This is a genomic window from Okeania sp. SIO3I5 (assembly GCF_010672085.1).
In the GTDB taxonomy this organism is placed as follows: domain Bacteria; phylum Cyanobacteriota; class Cyanobacteriia; order Cyanobacteriales; family Microcoleaceae; genus Trichodesmium.
The window spans coordinates 1-12,564 of record NZ_JAAHHT010000264.1 but is presented as its reverse complement, the minus strand read 5'-3'; the positions used below and the strand labels follow the sequence as shown (position 1 = coordinate 12,564).

14 protein-coding genes and 1 pseudogene are annotated in these 12,564 nt (G+C 39.6%); 6 read left to right on the top strand and 9 right to left on the bottom strand.

Going from position 1 to position 12,564, the window contains the following annotated elements; all coding sequences use genetic code 11:
- The first annotated feature begins 220 nt into the window (after positions 1–220).
- Both F6K40_RS34285 and F6K40_RS34280 read left to right on the top strand, forming a co-directional pair.
- Complete coding sequence (locus F6K40_RS34285; protein WP_293142814.1) at positions 221–511, top strand: hypothetical protein; 291 nt, start codon at positions 221–223, stop codon at positions 509–511.
- A gap of 23 nt (positions 512–534) precedes the next feature.
- Positions 535–990 (top strand): annotated as a pseudogene (locus tag F6K40_RS34280) (dihydropteroate synthase); the annotation flags it as partial.
- 212 nt (positions 991–1,202) lie between these two features.
- On the opposite strand, the gene F6K40_RS34275 reads toward F6K40_RS34280, so the two are convergent.
- The 6 genes from F6K40_RS34275 to F6K40_RS34250 form a co-directional block, all read right to left on the bottom strand.
- A complete protein-coding gene (locus F6K40_RS34275) occupies positions 1,203–1,307 on the bottom strand; it encodes a heme-binding protein (protein WP_293142811.1) in 105 nt (34 codons plus the stop codon).
- Between the two features lie 184 nt (positions 1,308–1,491).
- Positions 1,492–1,668: a transposase gene (locus tag F6K40_RS34270; RefSeq protein ID WP_293142808.1), complete on the bottom strand. Its 177-nt coding sequence runs from the start codon at positions 1,666–1,668 to the stop codon at positions 1,492–1,494.
- 290 nt (positions 1,669–1,958) lie between these two features.
- Complete coding sequence (locus F6K40_RS34265) at positions 1,959–2,207, bottom strand: hypothetical protein (protein ID WP_293142805.1); 249 nt, start codon at positions 2,205–2,207, stop codon at positions 1,959–1,961.
- A 131-nt stretch (positions 2,208–2,338) separates the two neighbouring features.
- On the bottom strand, positions 2,339–2,497 hold the full coding sequence (locus F6K40_RS34260) for a helix-turn-helix domain-containing protein (RefSeq protein WP_293142802.1): 159 nt from the start codon (positions 2,495–2,497) through the stop codon (positions 2,339–2,341).
- 406 nt (positions 2,498–2,903) lie between these two features.
- Positions 2,904–3,299 carry a GlcG/HbpS family heme-binding protein gene (locus F6K40_RS34255; protein ID WP_293142799.1) on the bottom strand — a complete coding sequence of 132 codons (396 nt, stop codon included), beginning with the start codon at positions 3,297–3,299 and terminating at the stop codon, positions 2,904–2,906.
- A gap of 261 nt (positions 3,300–3,560) precedes the next feature.
- Positions 3,561–4,130 (bottom strand): cytochrome b, encoded by a 570-nt coding sequence (locus F6K40_RS34250; RefSeq protein ID WP_293142796.1) that lies wholly within the window; start codon positions 4,128–4,130, stop codon positions 3,561–3,563.
- A gap of 467 nt (positions 4,131–4,597) precedes the next feature.
- Between F6K40_RS34250 and F6K40_RS34245 the strand changes: the two genes are divergently transcribed.
- The gene (locus F6K40_RS34245) at positions 4,598–5,773 is read left to right on the top strand and encodes an RNA-guided endonuclease TnpB family protein (RefSeq protein ID WP_365673775.1); all 1,176 of its coding nucleotides are present in this window, start codon (positions 4,598–4,600) and stop codon (positions 5,771–5,773) included.
- Positions 5,774–5,901: 128 nt separating this feature from the next.
- Positions 5,902–7,245, top strand: coding sequence for a hypothetical protein (locus F6K40_RS34240; protein ID WP_293142794.1), 1,344 nt, complete (start codon positions 5,902–5,904; stop codon positions 7,243–7,245).
- A gap of 485 nt (positions 7,246–7,730) precedes the next feature.
- Here the strand turns inward: F6K40_RS34240 and moaB are convergent, their stop codons facing one another.
- From moaB to F6K40_RS34225, 3 genes are all read right to left on the bottom strand, one after another.
- A complete protein-coding gene (moaB, locus tag F6K40_RS34235) occupies positions 7,731–8,249 on the bottom strand; it encodes a molybdenum cofactor biosynthesis protein B (RefSeq protein WP_293142792.1) in 519 nt (172 codons plus the stop codon).
- A gap of 23 nt (positions 8,250–8,272) precedes the next feature.
- Positions 8,273–8,827 (bottom strand): Uma2 family endonuclease, encoded by a 555-nt coding sequence (locus F6K40_RS34230; RefSeq protein ID WP_293142790.1) that lies wholly within the window; start codon positions 8,825–8,827, stop codon positions 8,273–8,275.
- A gap of 528 nt (positions 8,828–9,355) precedes the next feature.
- Positions 9,356–10,936, bottom strand: a complete 1,581-nt coding sequence (locus tag F6K40_RS34225) for a heparin lyase I family protein (protein ID WP_293142788.1) — start codon at positions 10,934–10,936, stop codon at positions 9,356–9,358.
- 245 nt (positions 10,937–11,181) lie between these two features.
- Here F6K40_RS34225 and hemB point away from each other — a divergent pair, with 245 nt between their 5' ends.
- Complete coding sequence (hemB, locus tag F6K40_RS34220; RefSeq protein ID WP_293142786.1) at positions 11,182–12,186, top strand: porphobilinogen synthase; 1,005 nt, start codon at positions 11,182–11,184, stop codon at positions 12,184–12,186.
- Between the two features lie 11 nt (positions 12,187–12,197).
- On the top strand, positions 12,198–12,368 hold the full coding sequence (locus tag F6K40_RS41495; protein ID WP_375340619.1) for a GTP-binding protein: 171 nt from the start codon (positions 12,198–12,200) through the stop codon (positions 12,366–12,368).
- Positions 12,369–12,564 lie beyond the last annotated feature (196 nt).

The following is a 12,564-nucleotide window of genomic DNA, read 5'->3' as shown; positions in this document are numbered from 1 at the left end:
GGGGAGCGTCGGGATGAAAGCCTGGGCCCGGATTCGGATACCTTCATAAGCTAAACGTTCATATGCCCAAGACACAAGCTAAGAGCATTTTGTTATTGTCAAAGTCAAAACAGGGGGAGGACATCACCTCTGTCATGCGCAGCGGTCAGGGTTTCCCAGACGCTCAGAATCCCTATTTTTCCCGTAAGGGCAACGTCGGGAGTATGTCAACTGACTCAGAATGGAAATAAATCTTCGATTTATTTCCACCCCCCCTAATTCGATAGAAAGTCCTCGATTAGTAGACTTGCGGGAAATTGTGAATGAAATTTTCTATTGGGTTGATAATGGGATAAAATGGAGAGATGTTCACGACCAGTGGGAAACTAAAGATCGAATTGCCCTTGAACGTATGGGGATCGATCTGGTTCTTTTTGTGGGGAATTTTGGCAATGAAGCGATCGCTGCAATCTTTTTTTCTCTATTATTTGCTTGGGAAAGAGCGTTCAGTGCGAAAAAATGCCGTCGGTGAGATTTCGATCGCCCCTCTCCTATACGCCAGCAGTAGTTTCCATTTATTTCGCCCAAACATACGAGCAGGATAATTCTTTTTTAATCGTTGGCGAGCGATTAAATGCCAGTGGTTCTAAAAAAGTCCGCAAGCTGTTGAATCAAGATGATTGGGATGGGTTATTGGCGATCGCTAAATCCCAGGTCAAAGAAGGCGCCCATATGCTGGACGTAAACGTAGATTACGTCGGGCGTGATGGAGAACGGGATATGCGAGAACTGGTATCGCGACTGGTGACTAATACGACTCTCCCACTGATGCTCGACTCCACCGAATAGACAAAAATGGAAGCCTGTCTCAAGGTCCCTGGGGGCAAATGTTTGCTCAATTCCACTAATTATGAAGATGGGGAGGAGCGATTTTTTAAAGTCCTGCAATTGGCAAAAGAATATGGTGCAGGAGTTGTCATCGGCTGTATCGATGAAGACGGAATAGCTCGTTGAAAGAATTATCCCAAGATTGTTCTAGCATAATCAGTCCAAAATCCGCTCCTTTTTGAGCAGTCTACAACGAAAACCTCGTACTTTTTCAAGACCTAAAAAGGCTATAACCAATATCAGTCAATGCCCGCGATATTTAATCACCCAGCCCTAAATAGACAACTCCCAAGCCACATCTTACCTTATCCCTTCTCTAATGATGTTTTCAAGAATTAAAATAGCGCTGCTCCAGCTTCGGCTACGGCATGGTCTTGCTCTCCCGACCCCCCACTAACTCCAATTGCTCCCACTACTTCTCCCTCACTGTAAAGGGGTATTCCGTTCTTAGAAACCTACGATAATCTATATCAATCTATGATTATCTGTTCTATTCCTGCTTCCCACATGGCAACGTCGGCGTTATCCAGTCCACAAGCTGACACGGACGTTGGCGTTAGCCGAGCGTAGCTCTCACTGCCCGCCATAGCTAAATTTAATGCTGCATTTAAGTCTCGGCCGCAGCTAAAATTGCAGTTTTCGCATTGTCATAACACGCTCTGATAAAAGCAGAGACTCCTTCACGGTTCCACAGCTACTGCAAGTTTTGGAACTAGGAAACCATCTATCCACAATGATTAGTTCAGAATCGTATAATTTACATTTGTACTCTAACTGTCTGCGAAACTCGTAAAACCCCATATCTGCAACAGCCTTAGCTACGTTGCATGCAACGTAGCTGTGATTTGACATCATTCCTGATACATTTAAGTCTTCTATTACTATTTGGCTGTGGTTTTTAGCCGGCTGTTGTAGTTAATTTATGCAGTGTATCTTTCCTGATGTTAGCTATTCTCAGCAATGTAACTGAGCTATTTTTAGCTGCGCTTTTTTCCAGTTCTTAGAAAACTTAACTTTATGACGATTCAAGTATTGCAACCGAGAAAGTTTAGATTCTAACTTTCTGTAAGATTTAGCACGCTTAGAATACTTCACCAGTTGATAGTGAAGAAGCGTGATTTCACACCCAAATCTACACCAACTACATCAACTGACTTTTCAGTGACTTGAGGTTCTGTTTCTATTTTAAAGCGTGGGGACCAGCGATCGGCTTTTTTAGTTATAGTTACATACTTAGGAGTGATATTATCTGGCAAGACTTCATAAGTTTTTATCCATCCAATTCTCGGTAATTTTATATGGTTAAAACCTACTGTGATTGAACCATCTAAAGCTATCATCTTTACCTTTTTTCTTGAATTTAGGTTGACCTGAAATTTTGCTAAAACAGCGCTTACTCGCAACAGATAAATACCTTAAAGCATATTGAGGTGCTGTTTTAGATACTTCGTAGTACCAAAAATTTTTGGGTTTAACCATTGATACCAGAAGCAAAGGCCAAGTCAATAGCAGTGGGGAATTTAAGTTTATCCCTTGCCGGATTATGGGAGTTATGATTAAGGATGTTTTTAGTTAACCATAATCCCCAATTCCAAGCATGGCGTGCTACACCAGCGTGTTTGGCCAGCATGGTTTTTTGTTTATTATTTGGATGTAATTCGGCGCATGAATCCTAGTAGCATCAAATAAAATATAGATAATCATGGATTATATAGCAGGGAACAGGGAACAGGGAACAGGGAACAGTTAGAAAAACATTTCCCAGTCTAAGGTTCATCATCAGTCCATGTCCTAAGCAACTCTTTCTCAGCTATAGTAGACAATCATAGATTTTGTCAAGCTGTTAATTACCCTACGACCACTAAAAACGTTGTGTCTCGCAATTACGCGATGCCTTCACCCAAGAAAGCCAACAGTGAATCCGGGCTAGGGAAATACCCGGAAGTGTTATCGTTTTTAGCTCACGGTCTAGCCATCTCTTAGTCGGATATTGGGTTATCCAAGCTGCGTGGCTTCAGCCCACAGAAGTTGACGAATTAAAATAGGGCGGCTCCAGCTTCGGCTACGGCATGGTCTTGATCTCCCGATCCCCCACTAACTCCAATTGCTCCCACTACTTCTCCCTCACTGTAAAGGGGTATTCCGCCAGCAAAAATCATGATTTTGCCATTGTTAGAGGCATGAATCCCAAAAAATTGTCCTCCTGATTGACTCTGTTCGGCTAAATCTTTAGTGGCCAGATTGAACGCCCGCGAAGTATACGCTTTTTTAATAGATATATCGATACTTCCGATCCAAGCTCCATCCATTCGTATATGGGCTACCAGATTTCCTCCCCCATCCACTACTGCTATATTCATTGGTTGACCAATTTCGAGTGCTTTTTTTTCGGCGGCACTAATTACTCTTTTGGCATCTTCTAATGTAACCATTAATCCCTCCATTGGATTTTACTTTAGATGTCTGTTAATTTAGCTGATTGGGTTAACATATACAGGACTTACGCAGAGACTCTATATATAGTGAGGGCGAATGCCAGAAAGCCCCTACAGATGGTGCTTAAAAGGTCGATTTGCGTAAGTCCTGATATTGAGACTTTAAGTAGACTAGCAAATTACAGGCTATTAGGCAATACCATTTTATTATTTCTAAGTTTCAGTCAATCTCGGTATCAATTGAGCCAAATTTCTGTCTTAGCTATGTTTAATTTTTCTTTTACTAATGCGTCGCCAAAATCCTTTGACTACCTTAAATTGATCGATCGCGTGTAAGATAATAAATGCTAAAAAAGTATAAGCTAACCAAAAATGTATGTTTCGACCTAAGTCTACTAAGTCACTATTCTGGGGAAATAAATCAGGTAAGGTTAAACCAAAAAAGCGGACATTATTGTTTTTAAAGGAGTTAGAAAAAAAGAAACCACTAATAGGAACAGCCCACATAAAGATATAAAGAGAAGTATGCAGAGCTACTTTTTGCATCCATTTAAAACTATACTTAGGCAATCGCTTAGTATATTTCTTCCACCACACTTGTAATAGAGTTAAAATTCGCCAAGTTAATAAAGCCATTGCCAATACTCCTAGAGATTTATGGAAATCATAAAGTAAGTTTCGTCCAAATGCTTCTCTTGGCAAACGCGACATAAAAGAACCAACTACAAATATAATAATGTAACAATTAAACATCCACCAATGGATCGACATTAAATTTTGGTAAGCAGAATTTTTTCTCGGTTTGTTTGTTTTTGAAGCTTGAGCCATGATTTTCCCGCAAGTTATTTTACAGTGATACTATTTATTTAATTTTAACATTTAATTAAGATTGTAAATTTTTTATAAGAACTTTAGTGGTCATTATTACTTGAGAAGTTTTTATGGCAGCGATAAGTTGAGACAAAAATCAATTCTGATAGTAAAAAAATAGTCATTTTAACATTTTTCCAGCGATCGCTCTGTGCTGGCCAAGTAATTGTAATAGAGCGATCGCCCGATCATTTCTAAGTTTCAGTCAATCTCGGTATCAATTGAGCCAAATTTCTATCTTAAGCTAGGTTTAATTTTTCTTTGAACTCTGAAAATATCAGATATGGTAATATTTATTTAGTTTATCAAAACGTTGGTTGAAGACCCGCGCTCTCCCGCAGGGGAGGGTCGTATGGGAAAACCAATCAATTTTGCGGGTTTACACATAGTATGTTAGGATGTAAATGTTGACAATTAATCAGTAGATGGTCGAAAAAGCGTACAAATTTAGATTTTACCCAACTCTAGAGCAGGAAAGTCTGCTGAGGAGGACGTTGGGATGTGTACGCCTCATTTACAACAAAGCTTTAAATGCAAGAACTACTGCATGGTACGAGAAAAAAGAACGAGTAAGTTACAAACAAACTTCAGCCATGCTTACCTCTTGGAAAAAGCAGGAAGATTTAGATTTTCTGAGAGAAGTCAGTAGTGTACCCTTGCAGCAAAGTTTAAGACATCTACAGACTGCTTTCACCAACTTTTTTAGTGGACGGGCGAAATATCCCAACTTCAAGAAAAAGCGTAATGGTGGTAGTGCTGAGTTTACCTCATCAGGATTTAAGTGGAAAGATGGTCAAGTCTATTTAGCTAAATGTGCACAACCACTACCTATTAGGTGGAGTAGACAACTGCCAGCAGGTTGTGTACCTAGTACAATTACTGTCAAGCTTGTTGAGCCAAGTGGCAGATGGTCTATATCTCTGAGAGTCAATGATACCAGATATTTGAGGCTGAAACCGATTAAGAAGCAAGTTGGTGTTGATTTAGGAATCACCAATTTACTAACTACCAGCGATGGAAAAAAAGTTGCCAATCCAAAGAATCTTCAGAAGTTACACAAAAAACTGAGGTTAGCTCAGAAATCCCTTGATAGAAAACCCGACAAAAAGTCTAACAACTATTACAAAGCTAGGCTGAAAGTCGCAAAGATACACGCTAAGATTAAGGATTCAAGACTTGACTATACCCATAAGCTAACAACCCAACTAATTAGAGAAAACCAAACGATAGTAGTTGAGGATTTAGCTCCTAAAAACATGGTCAAGAACCACAAATTAGCTAGAGCAATAAGTGATGCAAACTGGGGAGAATTAGTTAGGCAATTAGAATACAAAGCTGATTGGTATGGACGGGAATTAATTAAGATTGACCGATATTTCCCCAGTTCCAAGCTTTGTTCTAATTGTGGTCATGTAGTAGAAAAGCTACCTCTAAATATTAGAGAGTGGGATTGTCCTGAATGTGGCATTCACCATGATCGGGACATAAACGCTGCAATTAATATTTTGGCTGCGGGACTCGCAGTGTCAGCGCCAGTCGCTCATGGGGGAGACCCCCTTTGGCGGCGCTGGCAAGTCTTTAGGAGCGACCGTAAGACCTGAAGAGAGTAAATCTCCTCAGGCGGGTGCTATGAAGCAGAAAGCCCCTAAAAGCGATGTTAGGGAATCCCCCGCTGTCACGCAAGTGCAGCGTCGGGAGGATGTCAAGTTAGAAAAATAAATGCAAAGTCATGCACACAACAGCAATTGATTTTATACAGCGTTTTACTCGAAAGGATTTAAGCGATCGAAATATACTCGAAGAGTTTTCAGATCAAGTCAGATTCTCTAGTTGGTTAAAAAAACAATATCCTAATACGTCACCAGAAATGTACAATGCCATGGTGTTGGTGGCACGACCATATTTTGAGTATAAAGATACGCCCGTATACGTTGTATCATTGGTCGATACACTTTTTATTACGGGGCGTAGTGACTCTAGCATCAGCTTTATCCGACCTAATACTTTAGGCACTCAAAAACAAATGATACTTGATGTACCACATGCCGGAACCTTACCACCTTCTTGTGTTGATGGACTATTATCTGATGACGTAATTGCTGATGAATCCGTATGCTCTAGCAATCCTTACACAATTTGGAATCAAGCAGATGTTGGGGTTTTGGAGGTATCTGGAAGTATTTGGCAAAATAATCAAAATTTTGTCTGTGGTTCGGCAGTATTGACAAATTTAATTATCAGCAATGGCAATCGCGCTCCAGCAAAAGAAGGTAGAACTAATCAGGTCTACAATACACACACTTATCGTGGGACTCCTCTATACAAAGATATTTCTCAGCCTACTGAAGAAACTAAACTAGGGTTAAAAAAGAATCATGATTTGAGTATTGCTGTAGCTGGAGCATGTCGTGCTGCAGCGTATATGACAAATCCGAATTATCCTATTATCTGTTTAGAACCACATAGTTATTCAGCATTTTCCCATGAAATACTCGATGCGTTATTTTCACCAAAACTAGATGGTATGAACTTAACTAAGTTTGCACCGCACAATGGTGGTACAGATACGAAAGCACTACTAGATTATCTGCGCAATACCCATGACTTGAAATCGTATCAAGAGTTAGTTAGACCATTGGTGTCAGTCCTAGATGTCTCAAGTCCTGACGAACCAGATAAATACAGTACAGTTAATCGATCTCAAATGGAAGCTTTTGTCGATCCCTTTATAAGCATGATACGGGATGCTTCTAACAGACTACCCATTAATATTGATAATTGGGAAAAATCGCGTCCTGATGTTTATGGTGCTACTAATACCATACTGAAAAGGTTAGAAGAAGTGATCAAAAAAGCCAATTATTATCTTGACATTAATGATGACAACCTAATATCAAAAACCATAAATACGGTGACAATTGAATATAATAGGGGACTTGTAACATCCAACGAAACCTCTAACATCCACACCAGTGAACAAGATTTTTACGAGCGTTGTCAATTGCTCGGTGCGGCATTTGTAGCCGGCATCAAGAATATGCAAAATCTGCGTTCAACAATGAATAATGAATAATGAATAATGAATAATTAGGGCTTGCTGATTAAATATCAAAGTATTGACAGATAAAAGTTTCAGCCTTTTTAAGTATCAAAAAGTGCGAGGTTTTATAGCAGGGAACAGGGAACAGGGAACAGGGAACAGTCGGAAAAATATTTCCTAGTCTAAGGTTCATCATCAGTCTATGTCCTAACCAACTCTTTCTTAGCTATAGGTAGTAATGGTTCAAAAATTTAGGATTTTAGTCGAGAGTTGAGCAGAAAAATCAAGGGACAAAACTTAGCTCCTACCCCTCTATAATTCCCATTTCTCCTGTCTCCTGTCTCCTGTCTTCTACTCCTACTATGCATACTTTTTCAGCAAACCCTACAGCGGTTTTCATTTGGGTAGACCACAGTAGGGACGTTCCATGGAACGTCCCTACAAAGTTTTGCTTGCGAATATGTGGTTCATCAATTTGAAAAGCGCTGTAAGTAACAAAGCGATCGCCTGATCATCTCTTAAGTTTCGGTCAATCTGGGAATTAATTGAGCCAAATTACAAGGACGATTACGAGAATCAAGTTGCTCTTTGATAATACTCCATCCTGTTTGACAGGCACCACTAGAACCAGGTAAACAAAAGATATAAGTACCGTTAGCTACGCCTGCCAAAGTTCGAGACTGAATGGTAGAGGTTTTAATTTCTTGATAGGAAATCATCCGAAATATCTCACCAAACCCTTCAATTTCTTTGTCTAAGAGTGGTTTAATGGCTTCTGGTGTACCATCTCGTCCTGTAACTCCCGTACCACCAGTAATCAAAATTACTTGGACAGATTCATCTGCAACCCATCTAGATACTACAGCACGAATTTGGTAAATGTTATCGGGAACAATAGTTTTTTCTGCTAAAAAATGACCTGTTGTGGTTAAATTATCCACTAATATTTTACCCGATTTATCATCAGCTTCGGTTCTTGTATCAGAAACTGTTAGGACGGCGATTTTTAAGGGTAGTAAAGATTCGTTTTGGTTCATTTTTGTGATTTTTTAATTAAGCTTTAACGGAAATAATTTTCTACTTCTAAAACACTTTTACCAAAACAACTATTGACAATTGTTGTCACGCGATCGCTGTTTAAGTTAGGCAGAGAATTGCTTATTGTTAATTCTAAATATCCTGAATCACGATAAACAAAGAATCTAACTTTATTGTTTTCCCATAGCCAAACTTCAGGAATTTTTAAGTATTGATATTTAGTTAAATCGTCGATACTCCCTGATGTTAGATTTATTTCTACTGCCAAATCTGGCTTGTCTTTGTCTATTTCAAAACAGTAAGCTACATCAGGTTCTTTCCCTTCTTTTCCTTCTTCTTTAAGAGTAGTTTGATTGTAAGGAAACAGTGCAAGGTTGTTTTGACGGCAGTAAGCCCAAACAATTGCTCTAATATAATCACCAATCAATTCATGGTTACGTCCTGGGGACACGATAGTGATAACTCCATTGCGAAATGAGACTCGTTTACTGGGCAAGTCTAAACTAATATATTCAGCCCAAGTTGTATTAGTAATTGTGGTAATTCGATCGCTTTTTTGTGTTCCAATAGTTAACATTTTTACTTAGGGGATATAGTTATTTCGTTACTAATCTAGAATAATTGATTCCCAGGAACCAATTCAGTTAATATTTACCGAAACGGAGAAAACCTTTGACCCGAAAACAGTGTATGGTGATGCTCCCAACCCAACACAATTGTAAACTTACTTCAACCCTTTAACACCTATTACACTGCCTATTCAGGTTAGAACGGTTCTAATGAAGAATGCTAATCTTAGCGAAGACGGCTTGAATAAATCAGATTGTTTATGGCTTTCCTCAGTTCAGGCTAAAGCCCCAGAAATCTATCAGGGGCAAGGATGGCAAGTCGCCGTATCGTCTCAGCATTGAAAAGTTGAGCTATGGAAGAAAAATGTTAAAACCTACGATCGCTGTAGTAGCTAGCCCACCAGGAGTCGGCAAAACAAGTTTGATTCGGGAACAAATCCCTAAAGCTAATCCTGCTGTCTATTTCAGCCCCGGTACTAGCAATATTCCCATTGACCAAACCTGCCTTGCTACAGACTTTCCCAATCTAAAAATTATTACTGATGCTCAAGACCTATTCCTTCTGCTACATCCCAAGCTAAACCCGCACTTCCAGGGTTAATTATATTATTACGCGTGCCATCATCATTTATCAACCAAATCCTGTTACCTCCATCAATTTTATTACGCCAGAGAATGTCTGCCACTCCATCAGCATTGAAATCTGCAACTTCTGCTACATCCCAAGCTAAACCTGCACTTCCAGGGTTAACTATATTATTACGCGTGCCATCATCATTGATCAACCAAGTCCTGTTACCTCCATTAATTTTATTACGCCAGAGAATGTCTGCCACTCCATCAGCATTGAAATCTGCAACTTCTATTACATCCCAAGCTAAACCTGCACTTCCAGGGTTAACTATATTATTACGCGTGCCATCATCATTGATCAACCAAATCCTGTTACCTCCATTAATTTTATTACGCCAGAGAATGTCTGCCACTCCATCAGCATTGAAATCTGCAACTTCTATTACATCCCAAGCTAAACCTGCACTTCCAGGGTTAACTATATTATTACGCGTGCCATCATCATTGATCAACCAAATCCTGTTACCCCCATCAATTTTATTACGCCAGAGAATGTCTGCCACTCCATCCCCATTAAAATCAAAACGATTATCAGAGGTATCATTGTCATCTGGAGGGTAGGTTGCAGCAACTTCAGGACGGCTCCAAGGAGCAACAAAATCAAATTCGCTCTCGTATCCCTCAATTTGCTCCCCATCGCTAAGAATACGGAAATTGTCAGAATAAAGAACCCGTTGTTCTGTATCAGTGGTATTTCCATTTTCCCAATCCCATTTGTAAATTCCACTCTTGAAATAGACACCCGCATTATCGCGATAAGTAGTAGGTCCTTGTTTAGTAACTTCTTTATCGCCGTCTATCCAAACTTCTATCAGGCCATCGTCATCACTTGAAGGACCTTCCCAGTCAATATGAAATACGAAGTCTGTCCAATTACCTTTCATATCTTGGAGGCTTTTAGGTAGAGTCGTAACGTCATATATGCGTTGATTGTTGTTGTTCAGTTCGTTGGATAAACTGAGAAGAAGGTCATTTCCCTCAATTGTAAGTGTAAGTGGAGGACCATTCCAATTTCCGTATTCATCAGGACCATGATGCCATTGAGCAATCAAGTCAGGGAAACTGTCAATCTCCCAATCTTCAGAAATGTAAATACTAAACCCATACCAAGTATCAGAATTATGAGCTTCTAGATTTCCCGTACTCAGGGATAGCTCAACTCGGCTGCTACTACTAGAAGCATTTTCATCACTCTCTCTCAGCTCAAAGCGACCGAAAGAACCAGTCCGTCCTCCAATTTCCTCGTTTACTACCTCAAATGAGTGCTTGTAGAGTGGTGCAGCAGTGTTTGGATCGCGAGCAGTTTCTATTTCCCAGTAACGATTATGTAACCCAAACTTCTGAACGCGTTCTGCCTTATTCCATCCTTTTCCACTAAACCCATTCTCATCCCACAGCAAAGGAATACCTTTATAATTTTCGGCGGGTAAACCTGAAGTTGAGTCTGCCGTCTCAAAGTCTAGATCGAATAAATAAGTAGTCATTATGTAACTATCCTTACATTGATTGATTTTTGAAGTTAGACTTAGTTTTGTCTGACTTCTTAGATACTGGCCAGTGTAACAGAATTATTTTATCGCTACAAGAAATGGACAATTTTTTAAAATTTCTTAACACTATCTAGATGCTGGTATAGTTGTAATTATTTCTTGAAATACAATCTCATCCTTAATGTGAATTTTTGATTTATGATAATTATGATCAAAATTATTAGGTAAGTTATCTACCCATGACAGAAGCAAATTTGTCCAGAGAATTTCCCGGCGCACAACGCCCCCGTCGTCTCCGTCGCACTCCCGCTTTGCGACGTATGGTTGAGGAAACCAAGTTGACAGTTAACGATCTAATTTATCCATTGTTTGTGATGGAAGGAGAAGGGCAAAAAGTCGAGGTTGTTTCGATGCCTGGAAGTTATCGCTATACTCTAGATTTACTGCTCAAAGAAATAGAGGATGCTTATAATTTAGGAATTAATGCGATCGCTTTATTCCCCCTCGTTGCGGAAGCTAAAAAAGACAATGTTGGCACCGAAAGCTACAACCCAGATGGGTTAATACAAAGAACTGTAAAGGCAATTAAACAAACAATACCAGATATTGTCGTCATTACTGATGTAGCTCTCGACCCCTATTCCAGCGAAGGTCACGATGGTATTGTGGGGGAAAATGGAGTGATTCTCAACGACCCCACCGTAGAAGTTTTGGTCAAACAAGCACTATCCCAGGCCGAAGCTGGTGCTGATATTGTCGCTCCCTCAGATATGATGGATGGGCGTATTGGAGCGATTCGCAAAGCTCTGGATGCTGCTGAATACTTCGATGTGGGAATACTTGCCTACTCTGCTAAATATGCCTCAGCTTATTATGGACCATTCCGCGATGCTTTGGATTCTGCACCAAAATTTGGGGATAAAAAGACTTATCAAATGAATCCTGCTAATGCTAGGGAAGCCATCAAAGAAGTAGCTTTGGATATTGCCGAAGGTGCAGATATGGTGATGGTTAAGCCGGCGCTTGCTTATTTAGATATTATTTGTGAGGTAAGAAAAGCAACAAATCTACCTGTAGCTGCTTATAACGTGAGTGGGGAATATGCCATGATTAAAGCTGCTGGTGAGAAGGGTTGGATAGATGAAAAAAAGGTGATGTTGGAAACTTTAACCAGTATGAAACGTGCTGGTGCGGATTTAATTTTGACTTATTTTGCTAAGGAAGTTGCGTTAATTTTGAAATAGGATAAATTCCAATGACTAAACAAGAAATAGTAGATTTCCCTCAACAGGGAATACTTGTTAGTATTATTATTGGTTTTCTTGGTAGTGGCAAAACAAAATTACTCCATCACATTCTTAAAAATAGACATCTCCAAAAATCAAAAATGAAATCAATCCTCCCATTAATTTTTGGTATAAGGTAAATATTTCCCCAATTTTTACACAAACGATACCAACGGACATGATATAATGGATAATTACCTCTCCCTAAAAGGGAGAGGATTGACTAAAAGGAAAAAATTTATTTTTTTCCCTTGAAAGGGGAGACTTTACAGCAGTTTTCATTTGGGTAAACCACAGTAGGGACGTTCCATGGAACGTCCCTACAATATTCTGGTT

Excerpts from the sequence above, each read along its gene's own strand:
- F6K40_RS34285 (WP_293142814.1), top strand. The coding sequence starts at position 221 with ATGGAAATAAATCTTCGATTTATTTCCACCCCCCCTAATTCGATAGAA.
- F6K40_RS34270 (WP_293142808.1), bottom strand. The coding sequence starts at position 1,668 with ATGGGGTTTTACGAGTTTCGCAGACAGTTAGAGTACAAATGTAAATTA.
- F6K40_RS34265 (WP_293142805.1), bottom strand. The coding sequence starts at position 2,207 with ATGATAGCTTTAGATGGTTCAATCACAGTAGGTTTTAACCATATAAAA.
- F6K40_RS34260 (WP_293142802.1), bottom strand. The coding sequence starts at position 2,497 with ATGCTGGCCAAACACGCTGGTGTAGCACGCCATGCTTGGAATTGGGGA.
- F6K40_RS34255 (WP_293142799.1), bottom strand. The coding sequence starts at position 3,299 with ATGGTTACATTAGAAGATGCCAAAAGAGTAATTAGTGCCGCCGAAAAA.
- F6K40_RS34250 (WP_293142796.1), bottom strand. The coding sequence starts at position 4,130 with ATGGCTCAAGCTTCAAAAACAAACAAACCGAGAAAAAATTCTGCTTAC.
- F6K40_RS34245 (WP_365673775.1), top strand. The coding sequence starts at position 4,598 with ATGGTCGAAAAAGCGTACAAATTTAGATTTTACCCAACTCTAGAGCAG.
- F6K40_RS34240 (WP_293142794.1), top strand. The coding sequence starts at position 5,902 with ATGCACACAACAGCAATTGATTTTATACAGCGTTTTACTCGAAAGGAT.
- moaB (WP_293142792.1), bottom strand. The coding sequence starts at position 8,249 with ATGAACCAAAACGAATCTTTACTACCCTTAAAAATCGCCGTCCTAACA.
- F6K40_RS34230 (WP_293142790.1), bottom strand. The coding sequence starts at position 8,827 with ATGTTAACTATTGGAACACAAAAAAGCGATCGAATTACCACAATTACT.
- F6K40_RS34225 (WP_293142788.1), bottom strand. The coding sequence starts at position 10,936 with ATGACTACTTATTTATTCGATCTAGACTTTGAGACGGCAGACTCAACT.
- hemB (WP_293142786.1), top strand. The coding sequence starts at position 11,182 with ATGACAGAAGCAAATTTGTCCAGAGAATTTCCCGGCGCACAACGCCCC.
- F6K40_RS41495 (WP_375340619.1), top strand. The coding sequence starts at position 12,198 with ATGACTAAACAAGAAATAGTAGATTTCCCTCAACAGGGAATACTTGTT.